At 69.5% G+C, this 13,880-nt stretch carries 17 protein-coding genes; 3 read left to right on the top strand and 14 right to left on the bottom strand.

Annotated features, from left to right (window positions below):
* Positions 1 to 9: 9 nt before the first annotated feature.
* From AC07RM_RS02815 to pdxR, 4 genes are all read right to left on the bottom strand, one after another.
* Positions 10 to 246: a hypothetical protein gene (locus tag AC07RM_RS02815; RefSeq protein ID WP_495332806.1), complete on the bottom strand. Its 237-nt coding sequence runs from the start codon at positions 244 to 246 to the stop codon at positions 10 to 12.
* A gap of 116 nt (positions 247 to 362) precedes the next feature.
* Positions 363 to 683: a DMT family transporter gene (locus AC07RM_RS02810; RefSeq protein WP_495332804.1), complete on the bottom strand. Its 321-nt coding sequence runs from the start codon at positions 681 to 683 to the stop codon at positions 363 to 365.
* 2 nt (positions 684 to 685) lie between these two features.
* Positions 686 to 1,150 carry a carboxymuconolactone decarboxylase family protein gene (locus AC07RM_RS02805; protein ID WP_495332802.1) on the bottom strand — a complete coding sequence of 155 codons (465 nt, stop codon included), beginning with the start codon at positions 1,148 to 1,150 and terminating at the stop codon, positions 686 to 688.
* Positions 1,151 to 1,269: 119 nt separating this feature from the next.
* Positions 1,270 to 2,691, bottom strand: a complete 1,422-nt coding sequence (pdxR, locus tag AC07RM_RS02800) for a MocR-like pyridoxine biosynthesis transcription factor PdxR (RefSeq protein WP_495332800.1) — start codon at positions 2,689 to 2,691, stop codon at positions 1,270 to 1,272.
* Between the two features lie 144 nt (positions 2,692 to 2,835).
* Between pdxR and AC07RM_RS02795 the strand changes: the two genes are divergently transcribed.
* Positions 2,836 to 3,441, top strand: a complete 606-nt coding sequence (locus AC07RM_RS02795) for an FMN-dependent NADH-azoreductase (protein ID WP_495332799.1) — start codon at positions 2,836 to 2,838, stop codon at positions 3,439 to 3,441.
* Positions 3,442 to 3,448: 7 nt separating this feature from the next.
* Here AC07RM_RS02795 and AC07RM_RS02790 read toward each other — a convergent pair whose 3' ends face one another.
* The 9 genes from AC07RM_RS02790 to AC07RM_RS02750 form a co-directional block, all read right to left on the bottom strand.
* Complete coding sequence (locus AC07RM_RS02790) at positions 3,449 to 4,237, bottom strand: class II aldolase/adducin family protein (RefSeq protein ID WP_495332797.1); 789 nt, start codon at positions 4,235 to 4,237, stop codon at positions 3,449 to 3,451.
* Positions 4,238 to 4,281: 44 nt separating this feature from the next.
* A complete protein-coding gene (locus tag AC07RM_RS02785; protein WP_495332795.1) occupies positions 4,282 to 5,250 on the bottom strand; it encodes a Bug family tripartite tricarboxylate transporter substrate binding protein in 969 nt (322 codons plus the stop codon).
* Between the two features lie 18 nt (positions 5,251 to 5,268).
* Entirely contained in the window at positions 5,269 to 6,252 is a 984-nt protein-coding gene (locus AC07RM_RS02780) for a Bug family tripartite tricarboxylate transporter substrate binding protein (protein WP_495332793.1), read from the bottom strand.
* An 80-nt stretch (positions 6,253 to 6,332) separates the two neighbouring features.
* Positions 6,333 to 6,527: a hypothetical protein gene (locus AC07RM_RS02775; protein ID WP_495332791.1), complete on the bottom strand. Its 195-nt coding sequence runs from the start codon at positions 6,525 to 6,527 to the stop codon at positions 6,333 to 6,335.
* Between the two features lie 9 nt (positions 6,528 to 6,536).
* Positions 6,537 to 7,127, bottom strand: a complete 591-nt coding sequence (locus AC07RM_RS02770) for a 3-phenylpropionate/cinnamic acid dioxygenase subunit beta (RefSeq protein WP_057592676.1) — start codon at positions 7,125 to 7,127, stop codon at positions 6,537 to 6,539.
* 26 nt (positions 7,128 to 7,153) lie between these two features.
* Positions 7,154 to 7,963, bottom strand: a complete 810-nt coding sequence (locus AC07RM_RS02765) for an SDR family NAD(P)-dependent oxidoreductase (RefSeq protein WP_495332789.1) — start codon at positions 7,961 to 7,963, stop codon at positions 7,154 to 7,156.
* Positions 7,964 to 7,992: 29 nt separating this feature from the next.
* Positions 7,993 to 9,357, bottom strand: a complete 1,365-nt coding sequence (locus AC07RM_RS02760; RefSeq protein WP_203207009.1) for an aromatic ring-hydroxylating oxygenase subunit alpha — start codon at positions 9,355 to 9,357, stop codon at positions 7,993 to 7,995.
* Between the two features lie 53 nt (positions 9,358 to 9,410).
* The gene (locus tag AC07RM_RS02755; RefSeq protein WP_495332788.1) at positions 9,411 to 10,418 is read right to left on the bottom strand and encodes a 2Fe-2S iron-sulfur cluster-binding protein; all 1,008 of its coding nucleotides are present in this window, start codon (positions 10,416 to 10,418) and stop codon (positions 9,411 to 9,413) included.
* Between the two features lie 23 nt (positions 10,419 to 10,441).
* Positions 10,442 to 11,431, bottom strand: coding sequence for a tripartite tricarboxylate transporter substrate binding protein (locus AC07RM_RS02750; protein ID WP_495332786.1), 990 nt, complete (start codon positions 11,429 to 11,431; stop codon positions 10,442 to 10,444).
* A 176-nt stretch (positions 11,432 to 11,607) separates the two neighbouring features.
* Between AC07RM_RS02750 and AC07RM_RS02745 the strand changes: the two genes are divergently transcribed.
* Both AC07RM_RS02745 and AC07RM_RS02740 read left to right on the top strand, forming a co-directional pair.
* Positions 11,608 to 12,393: an IclR family transcriptional regulator gene (locus tag AC07RM_RS02745; RefSeq protein ID WP_495332784.1), complete on the top strand. Its 786-nt coding sequence runs from the start codon at positions 11,608 to 11,610 to the stop codon at positions 12,391 to 12,393.
* Between the two features lie 99 nt (positions 12,394 to 12,492).
* Positions 12,493 to 13,467 (top strand): hypothetical protein, encoded by a 975-nt coding sequence (locus AC07RM_RS02740; protein WP_495332782.1) that lies wholly within the window; start codon positions 12,493 to 12,495, stop codon positions 13,465 to 13,467.
* 4 nt (positions 13,468 to 13,471) lie between these two features.
* Here AC07RM_RS02740 and AC07RM_RS02735 read toward each other — a convergent pair whose 3' ends face one another.
* Positions 13,472 to 13,849 carry a VOC family protein gene (locus tag AC07RM_RS02735; RefSeq protein ID WP_208512416.1) on the bottom strand — a complete coding sequence of 126 codons (378 nt, stop codon included), beginning with the start codon at positions 13,847 to 13,849 and terminating at the stop codon, positions 13,472 to 13,474.
* Positions 13,850 to 13,880 lie beyond the last annotated feature (31 nt).

Genomic DNA, 13,880 nt, shown 5'->3' with positions numbered 1-13,880 from the left:
CGGCTGGCCTTACTTCGCCAGCCCGACCGGCATGCTCGCCAGCGAAATCTCTTCGGGTTGCGTCTGCATCGACACGGCCGACACGGGTGCCTGCGCCACGGCCGCCCGCTCGCGCTGCACCGCGAGGTAGAGGCAGGCCATCGTGACGACGACCACCAGCAGCGACACGAGCACGGTCCATGTGGCGAGCGATGCCTCCTTGTGGCCGCTGCCATCCGCCATCCAGTTCTTTTGCGCCACAGCCATTTTGGGAACCTCCAGGAATATGGCCGCAATGATCGCGAGGGGCGCCGGGGGAGGCACGTCGGACGGCGCCGATGGCGCATGTAACTGAATGCCTCCTGCGGCTGGCGGCGGCCTGCTCAGTCGGCCGCGACCAGCTTGAGCCCGATCACGCCCGCGAGGATCAGCCCTATGCACAGCAGCCGCAGCGGCGCCGCCGAATCGCCGAGCGCGAGCACGCCGACGATCGCGGTGCCCGCGGCGCCGATGCCGGTCCAGACCGCGTAGCCCGTGCCCATGGGCAGGGTGCGCATCGAGAACGACAGCAGCACCACGCTCGACAGCCCCGTGGCGACCGTGAACAGGGCCGGCACCAGCCGCGTGAAGCCCTCGGAGGACTTCATCGCGAAGGCGAAGGCGATCTCCAGCAGCCCGGCGATGCCGAGCAGGGTCCAGGCCACGCTCAGGCCTTGGCGGCGGCCGCGGCTGCCGCCGGCGTGGCGCGGAAGGTCACGCCGAGGCGGTTGAAGGCATTCATCAGGCCGATGGCATAGGTCAGGTCGACCAGTTCCTTCTCGCCGAATTCGGCGATGGCGGCCTGGTAGTCGGCATCGGGCACGCCGGTGTCGGCCACGCGGGTCACCGATTCCGACCAGGCCAGCGCGGCGCGTTCGCGCGCGCTGAACACGGCGCCGGCTTCGTGCCACACCGGCACCAGCACCAGCTTGTCGACGGCGAGGCCGCCCTTGAGCAGGTCGCGCGAATGCATGTCGATGCAGTAGGCGCAGCCGTTGATCTGCGAGACGCGCAGGTAGACGAGGTCGACCAGTTCCTTGGGCAGGCCGCTCTTCTGGAGAGCGGCGTACACCCCGCCGAAGGCCTTGTAGCCTTCGGGCGAAACCTTGGCGTAGTCGATGCGATGGGTCATGACGGATCCTCTGGAAGCAATGTGCGTTGAATGAAGAACCGTATGGTGCCGCGGCTTGGTCTACTTCAGAAGAGCCATGATCTACCTTGCGTTCTAGGCCATGATCCGGCCGCGGCGCTTCACATCAGCGGCAGGATCCGCCGTGCGAGCCGCTCGGCCGTGGCGGTGGAATCGACGTTCGTGAAGGCCACCATCAGCGCGGGCGCGATGTCCCGGTCGACGGCCCAGTCGGTCAGTGCCTCCGCGAACAGGCCTTCCTCGCGCATGCGCGCGACCAGCCGGCGGTCGGAGCGCCGGCCCTGCAGCCGCAGGATCAGGTGCATGCCGCCGGGCTGTTCGTCGATGCGCACCTTGGCGCCGAGCACGCGCTCGAGCCCGATGCGGGTCGCGTCGCGGCGCTCGGCATAGAGCCTGCGCATGCGCTGGATGTGGCGCGCGAAATGCCCTTCGGCGATGAAGTCGGCGACGATGGCCTGCGTGAGCTGCGGGCTGCCGCCCGCGAACATCGCCTGGGTCCGTTCGAAGCGCTCGACCTGCGCCTCGGGCACGACGAGGTAGGCCAGCCGCAGGCTCGGGAACAGCACCTTGCTGAAGGTGCCGGCATAGATCACGCGGCCGTCGCGGTCCAGGCTCTTGAGCGCGGGCAGCGGGCGGCCGGCATAGCGGTACTCGCCGTCGTAGTCGTCCTCGACGATCCACGACTGGTTGCGCCGGGCCCAGTCGAGCAGCGCGAGCCGGCGCGGCAGCGACAGCGAGACGCACAGCGGGCTCTGGTGCGCGGGCGTGACCACCGCGGCACGCGCCTTCGGGGCGAGCCGCAAGCCCTCGGCCACCACCAGGCCCTCGGCGTCCACCGGCACGGCCACGCCCGCGAGCCGCATCGCGGCCAGCAGTTCGCGCGTGGGCGGATAGCCGGGGTTCTCGAACCACACGCGGTCGGCGGGCTTGAGCAGCGCCTGCGCGACCAGCTCGAGCGTGTGGCGGTAGCCCGAGGTGAGGAAGACCTGCGAGGGCGCGCAGTCGATGCCGCGCGATACGTGCAGGTAGGCGGCGATCCCGGCGCGCAGCGCGGGCAGGCCCGGCATGGCCGGATGGGTCATGTCGATCGGTTGCATCGCGCGCGCGGCGCGTGCGCCCAGCCGCGCCCAGATCTTGCGCGGGAAGACGTCGAGCGCCGGCAGGCCCATCTGGAACGGCAGGATCGAATCGGGCCGGAAGCTCGGCTTGTAAGGGCTGGCCGCCGGCGCCGGCTGCTCGCGCGCGACCGGCATGCGCGGGCGCAGGCTCGGCGACACCACCGTGCCCGCCTGCCCGCGGGCCTGGATGTAGCCCTCGGCCGCGAGCAGGCCGTAGGCGGCATCGATGGTGCCGCGCGCCAGCCCCAGCTCCTGCGTGAGCGCGCGCGCCGAGGGGATGCGGTCGCCGGGGTTCAGCGTGCCGCTCGCGATCGCGTTGCGAAAACGCCCGTAGATCTGCCGGTAGTAGGGCTCCGGCGACTTCGGGTCCAGCGGCGAGAGATGGGTGACGGTCCCTGCGGCCATGGCGTGATCGAGGAGAGAAGAAGGTGCGCGGGATCGTAGCACCGGGCCATCGATCATGGTCCATTCGATATGTCGATTCATGGCTCTTCATGGCAGGCCATGCAATTTTTAGAATCGCCGCCATCACATCATGGGGAGCGAACGATGAACATCCTGCACCTGGACTGCAGCACGCGCGGGCAAGACTCCGAGAGCCGTCGGCTCTCGCACAGGATCGTCGAGCACCTTCGCCGGCAGGCGCCCGCGGCGCTGCTCGTGCGGCGCGCGATCGGCGATGGCGGCCTCGCGCACATCGACGCCAACTACGCCTCGGGGCAGCACTCGGCCACGGCCGAGGTCGCGCCGCGGGGCGCGGTCGCGACTTCCGATGCCCTGATCGAGGAACTCGAGAAGGCCGACGTCGTGGTCATCGGCACGCCGATGCACAACCTGAGCCTGCCCTCGGTGCTCAAGGCCTGGATCGACCACGTGGTGCGCGCCCGCCGCACCTTCCGCATGACGCCCGAGGGCAAGGTCGGCATGCTGCGCGACCGGCCCGTGTTCATCGCGATTGCCTCGGGCGGCCGCTTCTCGGGCGAGCGCGCGCGGCAGCCCGATTTCCTCACGCCCTATCTGCGCGCCATCCTCGGCAGCATCGGGCTGACCGAACTGCACTTCTTCTCGGTGCAGGGCACGGGACTGGGCGAAGCGGCCGTGGCCGAGGCGAGGTCCGCGGCGGACCTCGCGCTCGCGGCGCACTTCGCGAACTAGTTCAGTCTCAGGCGAACATCGCGCGCGAGATGCCCGCGCGCCGCAGCATGGCCTCGAACACCAGCCGGTTGACGGGGCCGCGCCCCGCGACGCGCGTGGCCGGCACGGTCTCGAGGATCTCGGCGGGGATCGCGCGGTTCGACCCGCGCCCGGCATCGGACGCGAGCTGGATCTCGCAGGCGCGCTGCAGGGTCCACAGGCGGTTGAAGGCGGTCGGGATGTCGGGCCCCGCGGTCAGCAGCCCGTGGTTGCGCAGGATCAGGTGGTTGGCCTTGCCGAGCGAGCGCACCAGCCGCGGCTGCTCGTCGAGGTTCGTGGTCACGCCCTCGTAGTCATGGTAGGCCACGTCGCCGTACATCATCGCGCTGTAGAAGTTGTCGTGCCGCAGGCCCTCTTCCTTCGAGGCGACGGCGCAGCCCGCGGTGGTGTGCACGTGCATGATGCAGTGCGCATCGGGCCGCGCGGCATGCACCGCGCTGTGGATCACGAAGCCCGCCTTGTTGACCGTGTAGGCGCTCTCGCTTTGCGAGTTGCCGCCGATGTCGGTGCAGATCAGGTTCAGTGGCGTGACCTCGGCGTAGTGCAGGCCGAAGGGGTTGATCAGGTAGCGCGCTTCCGATCCCTCGCCGGCCTCGTCCACGCGCAGCGTGATGTGGTTGAAGATCAGCTCGGTCCAGCCGAGGTGGTCGAACAGCCGGTAGCAGCAGGCCAGGTCGAGCCGGGCAGTCCATTCGGCGGCCGACATGCCGGCCGGCGCGGGGGGAGCGGGTGGGGCCGAGGCCGCATCCATCGTCATTCGTGTGTCTCCTGGGTTCTTCGTTCAAATCGTGGGTGCGCTGGTCAGTCGACGGTGGCGCCGGTCGACTTGATGACCGCACCCCAGCGGTTCACTTCCTTGTCGATCCAGCGCGAGAAATCCTCGGGCGAGCCGGCCACCACGTCGAATTCCAGCTCCCGGAGTTTCGCGCTGATCTCGGGCGAGCGCACGATCTTCACGATCTCGGCATTGAGCCGGTCGATCACGGGCCGCGGCGTGCCGCCGGGCGCGAGGAAGCCGACCCACGACGTGGCGACGAAATCGGGATAGCCCGACTCGACCATCGTCGGCACCTCGGGCACGTTCGCGAAGCGCTTCTCGCCCGTGGTCGCGATCACGCGCAGCCGGCCGTCCTTGACGAACTGCTGCACGTTGCCCGGCACCAGGAAGGCGCTCTGCACGTTGCCGGCCACCAGGTCGACCAGCGCCGGCCCGGCGCCCTTGTACGGCACGTGCGTGATGTCGACCTGCGCGGCGGACTTCAGCATCTCCATCGTCAGGTGCGAGGCGCTGCCCACCGCCACCGAGGCATACGACAGCCCGCCCTTACGCGCCTTGGCCAGCGCCACGAACTCGGCCGGCGTCTTCGCGGGCAGGTCGGCATTGACCACGAGGTACTGCGGCGAGGTCACGGCCAGCGTGATCGGCGCGAGGTCCTTGCGCGGATCGAAGGGCATCTTGCGGAACAGCGTGGCGTTGATCGCGATCGGCCCGTTGTAGCCCACCAGCAGCGTGTGGCCGTCGGGCGGCGACTTGGCGACGTAGTCGGCGCCGATGTTGCCGCCCGCGCCGGGCCGGTTCTCGACGATCACCGGCTGGCCCAGCGCCTCCTGCAGCTTCGGCTGCACCAGCCGCGCCACCGTGTCGTTGGTGCTGCCGGTGATCGGCACGATGATGCGCACCGGCTTGGTGGGCGCCCAGGGCGCGGCGGTGCTGGCACCGGCCAGCACGGCCAGGCCGAGCAGGCTCGCGAATCTCTTCAGGCGGATCATGGCGTCTCCTTGGCGGGGCTATTTCTGCGGCGCGGGAATGGAGGCGATCACGCCTGCCCATTTGTCCGACTCGGCATGGATGAAGCTCTTGAACCCGGCCGGCCCGAGGTAGCGCGGTTCGGCCGCGAGCCCGACGATCTGCGACTGCACCTCGGGCTTGGCGACCACGGCCTGGATCGCGCCCGCGAGCTTCTCGATCGCCTCGGGCGGTGCCTTGGCGGGCGCGAACAGGCCCATCCACGCGGTGGCCGAGTAGCCGGGCACGCCGCCCTCGGCGATGGTCGGAATTTCGGGCGCCACCGCGCTGCGCGTGGCGCTGGTCACGCCGAGCGCCACCAGCGCGCCGCTCTTGATGTGCGGATAGGCCGAGGTCAGGTCGACCACCGCCACCGGCAACTGGCCGCCGAGCAGGTCGGTCACTGCGGGACCGCTGCCGCGGTAGGGCACGGCGACCAGCTTGAGCTTCGCCATGCTGGCCAGCAGTTCGCCCGCGAGGTGTTGCGCGGTGTACTGGCCGGTGGTGCCGTAGCTCGTGCCCTCGGGCGTGGCGCGCGCCTTCTCGATGAAGCCGCGCAGGTCGCGCAGCCCGGTCTTCGCGCCGGCCACCAGCACCAGCGGGATGTCGGCCACCTTCGCGACCGGCGCGAGCTGCTCCTGCGGCTTGAGCGGCGCGGCATCGGGCAGGTTCGGATTGACCACGATCGCGCCGGTGGCGCCCATGCCGATGGTGTAGCCGTCGGGCGCGGACTTCGCCACGCCGATCAGGCCGGTGGCGCCGCCGCCGCCGGGCTTGTTGTCGACCACCACGGGCTGGCCCAGCGAGGCCGAGAGCTCGCGTCCGACGATGCGCGCGATGCCGTCGGCCGAGGCGCCGGGCGCGAAGGGCACGACCAGCGTCACGGGCCGGGAAGGAAAGGGTTGGGCCGTGGCAGCGAAGGCGCAAAGCGCGAGGGCGGCGCTCGCGAGCGCACGCGCGTTGAAGCGCGTCGAGAGGATCTTCATGGGGCTTGTCTCCGGTGTGTGGGGGGCGTCGACGGATGGCCGGGCTTCGACGGCCCGGTCCTGCCTGTCGCGTGTCGATGTCAGTCGGGCGCGAGGTCCTTGATGTCCTCGCAATGGATCAGCTCTTCGTCGCCCGCGGCGAAGTCGCCGCGTGGCGCGCTCAGGATGCGCAGCTGCACCCAGATGCCGTCGCCCATGTTCTCGATGATCTCGCCGATGGCGCCGCTGCGCAGTTCGAGCCGGCGGCCCGGCTCGAGGTGCATGATGTTCAGCATGGGCGGGCCTCAGAAGAACATGGTGAGGTTCTTGGCCAGCAGCACGTTCTGGCCGAGCCGGATCTCGCGCCGCGCGAGCTGCCACCGGCCGTCTACGCGCCGCAGCACGTCGCTGCGCTTGCCGGCGAAGTAGTACTCCTCGTGCTCGCAGCGGTTCTGGTAGATCAGGAAGCCGCTGAGCACCGACACCTCCTGCTGGCCGGCCGCGTTCTCTTCGATCGCGGTGAGCTGCACGTTGGTGACGAGGCGGCACAGCCGCGACAACGGCTCCTCGGCCCAGTGCACGCCGGTGAGGATCTGCTCGGCGCGCTTGGTCAGGGTCCACTTGCCCTCGTTGAACCAGCTCATGTCCTTCTCGTAGCGGGTCTTCTCGCGCGTCTCGTGCTGGCCGAACTTGACGTTGAACATCATCGGCATGAAGTACACGAGGTCCTCGGCCAGCGTGTCCAGCCATTCGCGAAAGCGCCGCTGGTCGAGCATCTCGGCCTCGTCGTAGAGGAACTCCTCGATATCGCGCTTGAGTTCGTAGTAGCGCGCGTCGCGTGGCGGCCTCGGCGGCGGGCTGGCGACGGCGGTCGGTTCGGTGAGGGTCTCGGTCATCGATGCGTCCTTCGTGGGAGGTTCGGTCAGGAATTCGGTGCGGGCGGGATCGGTCCGCCCTGGTTCGCGAAGCAGCCGACGTCGACCACCGTGCCCGAGACGGTGGCGGCGTCGTCGGACAGCAGGAAGGCCACGGCATTGGCCAGGTCGCGCCCGGTGGCCGGGCGGCCCGCCACCGTGCCCGCGACCTTGCGGCCCGCGAACAGCGCGGTGTCGCCGCCCACGCGGCCCACGCTCATGCCCGAGACGATGCCGCCGCCGCCGGGAATCGCGAGGTTCACGCGGACGTGCTGGTGGAAATGGTCGTAGGCCATCGCGGTGGTGAGCGCGAGCACCGCGCCCTTGCTGGCCGCGTAGGCCGCCATGTTGGGCTTGCCATGGCCGGCGCCCGAGCCGATGTTGACGATCGAGCCGCCGCGCTGCGCGGCCATCGTGGGGATGACGGCGCGCGAGGCGAGGTACACGCCCTTCACGTTGACGGCCAGGATGCGGTCGAACATCTCTTCGCTCGTGTCGAGCACCGTGCCGAGCGGGCCGATGGCGGCGTTGTTGACGAGGCCGTCGATGCGGCCGAAGCGCGACAGCGCGCGTTCGACCACGCGTTCGACGTCGGCGGCGCTGGACACATCGGCCTCGAGCACCTCGATGCGCTCGGCCAGGCCCGCGGCCTCGGCCGCGGCGCGCACGCCCTCGAGGCCTTGCGCGGTGCTCGAGACCTGCGGCTGCGCGAGCCCGAAGGCCAGCACGCGGTGGCCGCGCCGGGCCAGTTCGAGCGCGATGGCTTCGCCGAGGCCGAAGGTGCCGCCGGTGACGAGGGTGACGGGCTGGTGCGCCATGCCTGCCATGCCTGCTATTTCCGCGGCCATCATCCGGCGAAGCTCGCCGCGCCGGTGTCGTGGCGGCCCAGCAGGGTGTCCCAGTCGGCGCCGTCCATGTAGTCGCGCCAGCGGCGGTAGAACTGGCGCGGGTTCTCCTCGCTGACCTGCAGGCTCACGTTGCCGGGCACCGGGCCCTCGGTCGTGACCTTGCCCATCGACTGCTGGTAGTTGTAGGGATAGCGCTTGGCGATGGTGCCGCGGCTGCCGGCGGTGGCGTAGTTCCAGTTCTCCATGTCGTCCTGCTCGGTCATGCCGGCCGGGCCCGAATAGCGCATGTAGTAGGTGCGCAGGAAGTCCTTCACCTCCTGCGGCGCGTCGGCATCGACCAGGAAGAAGCGCCAGGCCTCGGTCGACTCCGGCCCGTTGGGATGCCACACGCAGAGGTTGCGCGGCTGCTTGCCGTGGAACGAAGTGTTTGGGTAGATGGTGCCGACGAAGGGCACCAGCCGGTTCTTCTCGGCGCCGAGCCGGCGCTTGCGCTCCTCGTGGCAATGGCGGAAGTACTCGGCGATCACCGGGTTGTTCTTGTAGGTGTCGACGAAGGGCGTGTCTTCCGGCAGCAGCGCGCTGTGCACGCCGTGGCCGGCGGGGAAGTTCACCCACAGGTGCTGCGCGTACTCGAGCTCGTTGTCGCGCCGGCCCTTCACGCCGACCTCGGCGCTCGGGCCGATGCCGATCAGGTCGACCGAGCGGTGGCTCACGTTGTGATAGGTGTCGCCGAGGAAGTTCTCGGCCGCGAACTTCCAGTTGCAGGGGATCACCCATTTCTGCACGCCCACCAGCACCTCGGAGCCGCCCTCGCGGCCGTCGCGGCAGTCGAGCGCGAGGTCGAGGTGCGCGCGCGCGTCGCCCAGGTAGGTGAGGAAGTCGGGCGCGTCCTTGTCCCAGGTGGCCCACACCGTGCCCTTGTAGATCGCGAGCTGCGCGACCTCGATCAGCGACCAGTTCTCCTTCTCGAGGCAGCCGTCGTAGATGGCCTTGAACTGCGGCACGCCGAACAGCTTGCCCTCGGTGGTGTAGCTCCAGCTGTGATAGGGGCAGGTGAAGAGCTGCGTGTTGCCGTGGTCGTACTGGCACACCTTCATGCCGCGGTGGCGGCAGGAGTTGAGGAACACGTGCACCTTGTTCTTCTTGTCGCGCGTGAGGATCACCGACTCCGCGCCCATGCGCGAGGTGAAGTAGTCGCCGGGCTTGGGGATCTGGCTCTCGTGGCCCACGAAGAGCCAGGCGCGCGTGAACACCTTCTCGAGCTCTTCCTCGTAGACGTCCTTGCTCGAGAAGATCTCGCGGCTGATCGTGCCCTGCTTGAGGTCGACCATCCGGTGATAGACCATCGGTGTCGTCGTCGTCATTCGTTGCGTCCTTGTCGTCGTGTGCGTCGGGTGGGGAATCGGAAAGCGGCGCTTCAGTTGAAGCGTTCGCAGAGCATGTCGGCGCGTGCCAGGCCGGCCGAGGCCGCGGCGCTGCGGCCGGCCTCGACCATCGGCGGCGGACCGCACAGGTAGATGCGCGTGGCGGGATCGAGCGCGAGCGTGCCGATCAGGTCGGTGGCATAGCCGCCATGGCAGGCGTCGCCGGGCTCGGCCTCGGCGGCCAGGCGCACCTCGAGCGCCGGCAGCCGTTGCTTGAGCTGTTCGATCCGCTCGAGCGCGAACAGGTGGGCGCTTGTGCGCACGCCGAGCAGCAGCGTGGTCGGCTGCATCGCCTCGCCTTCGCGCGCGGCGATCGCCTCGAGCATCGAGAGGAAGGGCGCGAGCCCGGTGCCGCCGGCCACGAACAGGCGCGGGCGCGGTTCCTGGCGCAGGAAGAAGCTGCCGCGCGGTTCGCTGAGTTCGAGCGTGGCGCCGACCGCGGCCGACTGCGCGAGCCAGCTCGAGAAGGCGCCGCCGTCGACCAGCCGCACGTAGAACACCAGCGTGCTGTCGCCCGAGGCATTGGCCATCGAGTAGGAGCGCCAGGCCTCGCTGCCCGCGGCGCGCAGGCGCACGTACTGGCCCGGCTGGAAAGTCACGGGCGCATCGACGCGGACCTCGAGCCGCATCGTCTCCAGCGCCACGCGCTCGAGCGCGCTCACCGTGCCTTCGATCGGCGGTGGCTCCTCGGCCGTGGCCTCGGAGAGGTCGTAGGGCAGTTCGATCACGCAGTCTTCCGCCGTGACGCGCGAGACGCAGCACAAGGTGGCGCCGTCCGCGCGGTCGGCATCGGGCAGCACCGCGCGGTCGTAGTCGCCGAGTTCGACGCTGCCGCAGACCAGCTGCGCGGTGCAGGTGCCGCACTGGCCGTTGCTGCAGTCGGTGAGCAGATTGAGCCCGGCCTCGGCGGCCGCGGCCACGACGGTGTCGCCGGGATTCGCATCGACGCGGCGCGTGCCGCCATCGGCGAAGAGCAGGGTGATCGCGACGCTGGCGCTCATCGGTGGTTCCTTCGGTGCGCCGATCAGTCGACCTTGAGGTTGGCGTTCTTCGCGAGCGCGGTCCAGCGCGCGATGTCGGCGGCGATCTGCCTGCCGAAGGCCGCGCTGTCGACATGGCCCGGCTCCATGCCGAGGGCCTGCAGCTTCTTCACGGTGTCGGGCTCGGCCAGCACTTCCTTGAGCGCGGCGCGGATGCGGTCCGCCACCTCGGTGGGCGTGCCCGCGGGCGCCACCAGGCCGGTCCAGATCGGCACGTCGTAGCCGGGCGTGCCCGACTCGGCGATGGTCGGCACCTGCGGCAGCACGCTCGAGCGCTTCGCCGTCGTCACCGCCACGGCCTTGAGCCGGCCGGCCTGGATCTGCGGCAGCACCGCCGCGATGTCGAGGAAGCCGAGATCGACCTCGTTGCCCAGCAGTGCGGTGATGACCGGCCCGGTGCCCTTGTAGTTGACGTGCGTGAACTTCGCGCCGCCTTCGCTGGTGTAGAGCTCGGCCGCGAGCTGGAACGAGGACGAGGCCACGCCGTGGTTGAGGCCGCCGGCCGGCGCCTTGGCCGCGAGCGCCTTGAGCTCGGCCATGGTCTTCGCGCTCGACGCGGCGTTGGTCGTCACCACCAGCGGGAACGAGCCCAGCAGCGCCACCGGCTGGAAGTCCTTGACCGGGTCGTAGGGCAGCTTGCCGTAGACCGCCGGGTTCACCGTCATCGCGCCCGACGAGGCCACGAACAGCGTGTAGCCGTCGGCCGGCGCCTTGGCCACCAGCTCGGCCGCAATGATCGAGTTGGCACCCGCGCGGTTGTCGACCACGAAGGACTGCTTGAGCCGCTCCGAGAGCTTGACCGAGATCAGCCGGGCCAGGATGTCGTTGGTGCCACCGGGCGCGAAGCCGACCACCACGCGCACCGGCTTGTCGGGGTAGATGGCGTGCGCGGGGGCGGCCAGCGCAGCGAGGCAGAGGGCCGCGGCCGCCAGCAACGAGCGGCCGCGGAGGCGGGAAGGGGTGGCGGGGTTCATCGTGTCTCCAATCGCTTTTTGATGGCTGATTGTCCGTTGTATGGACTGTACGCTCATTATACGGACAAGATTCGATCGCGCAATCGGGCCGCGCCGGTGCGGCCGCGCGGCGTGGGGGAGGGGATCGGGCGGGAAGCGAAAATGCCGCGATGCAAAGCGACAACACAGGAGGGGCCATGGAGCCGAAGGAGAAGAACTCGGAGAACGTGCGCGCGGTCAACCGCGCCCTCGACATCCTTCTGGCGTTCACCAAGGACGACGCCGAGCTCACCGCCGGCGAGCTGCTGCAGCGCGTGGACCTGAGCCGGCCCACGCTCTACCGCATCCTCTACACGCTCGAGACCAAGGGCTTCATCGTCTCGGTCGGCGACCCGCAGCGCTTCCGGCTCGGGCCTTCAGTGGCGCGGCTGTCGCACGTGTGGACCGAGACGCTGGACCTGTCGGCGCTGGCCGAATCGATCATGCGCGAGCTGTGGAGCGAAACCCGCGAGACGGTCGCGATGTTCGTGGCGCAGGGCGAGATGCGCCTGTGCCTGGCCGAGATGCCGAGCCCGCAGCCGCTGAACTTCAAGCGCGGCGTCGGCTACACCGAGCGCATCGCGCGCGGCGCCAGCGGCCGCGCGATCCTGGCCTTCATGCCCGGGGCCGACGAGGGCCTCGCGCACTACACCAAGGACCTGAAGATCGACCTCAAGAAACTGCGCGCCGAACTCGAACGCACGCGCGAGCGCGGCTATGCCGTGAGCCGCGACGAACTGATCGAAGGCGCCGTGGCCGTGGCCGCGCCGTTCTACAACGGCCGCGGCGTCGCGGGATCGATCGGCATCTTCGGCCCGGCCGCGCGCATCGGCGAGGGGCATGTGGAGGCGCTGGGGCGGCAGGTGGTCGCGGCTTGCGCGCGGCTGTCGCAGGCGTTGGGGGTGAAGGGGGCGGGGGAGGCTCCACCCACGTCACTGCCATGACGATGTAACAAACATCCGTAGGATGTCCGGACTCATACAAAGAGGGAGTTCGCGATGGCAGGGAGACGATGCGCTCCTCCGGCTTGGCTCGGAGTGGCGATGCTGCTGACCGCCTGTGGCGGCGGTGGGGGTGGTGGTGGCGGGTTTCCGATGATCGCGCCGCCCGCGGCCGTGGCGCCGCCGGCCGCACCGCCGGAACCGGCGCCGGAGCCCGAGGCCGATCCGATGGCGATCACGCCCTATACCTACCAACTGGGCACGCAGGACATCAGCGATCCGAAGGCCTTGCTGGCGGAGCTGCACAGCACCCGGATGAGCGGCTTCCTGGTCTACCTCTCCTTCGGCATCCATGACCTGGTCAAGGGCGAGCAGAGGGCGCTCTATCAGAAGAAGGGCAACGCGGCCGGCTACGAGCATCGGATCCGGCCCATGAACGAGGCCAGGACCCTGGCCAGCATGCAGTCGCAGGGCGCCGAGGGCTATCGGATCACGGGCGACCAGTTCACCGAGACGGAGTTCAACGCGATCCTGAGCAAGGCCACCGACAGCACCACGACCTACGAATTCGTCGATACCGGCATGGTGTTGGGGCTGGACGGCATTCCGTCGAATCTCCTGGCCACGTTCAACAAGCTGGGACAGCAGGGCTATTGCGCGTTCGATTCCATCTACCCGGACGGCAAGCTGGTGCTGGGGCGCGAAGTGCCCACCTCGGCGCGCTGCGTCTTCGAGCTGGTGCCCACGCGCTCGGAGGCCAGCCATCGCGAGAACGTGGAGCAGCTGAACGCGCAGGGCGCCAAGGGCGCGAAGTTCGTCACGGGACTCTCTTCGTCGGGCGAGCCGAAGAACCTGTTCGTCCGGGACGAAACCCAGCGAAGCACCTTCAGCTACCGCATCGTGGACACCTCGTCCTTCGAGGCGCCGACCGCGATCGAGTCGGCCGTGAAGGCGGTCGCGCTGTTCAACCAGGAAGGCGAGAGCGGCGCCAAGCCCTATCGGGTGTTCAGCGATCCCGGGGGGCGGCCGTACACGGTCTTCATGACCGCCCGCGGCTGCAAGGGCCTGCTGTGCTGATCGCCTAGAGCGTCTCGGCCGGATCGAAATCCAGCTCCACCTTGGCCCCGTTCGGATCGTGGCAGAACAGCTGCCAGGTCCCCGCGCCCGCCTGCTGCCGCAACTCGTACTTCACGCCCGCCGCGTCGAAGCGCGCCTTCACCGCGCGCAGGTCCTGCGCGGTGAAGGCCATGTGGTCGATGACGCCGGTGCGTTGCGCGGGCACGGGGCGGCCGAAGTACAGGTGCAGCACGGCCTGCGGCCCGCTGCCGTAGAGCCAGGCGCCCGGAAAGCCGAGGTCGGGCCGGTGGCCCACGCGCAGGCCGAGCAGGCCGGTGTAGAAGTCCAGCGTCTGGCGCTCGTCTTCCGCGGTGACGGTGAAGTGGTTCATGCCGACGATCACGGGCGTTCTCCTTGCATAGCGTTAACAGGCC

It is taken from the genome of Variovorax sp. GW821-FHT09B05 (genome assembly GCF_059418265.1).
This window is presented reverse-complemented; position numbering and strand designations above follow the sequence as displayed.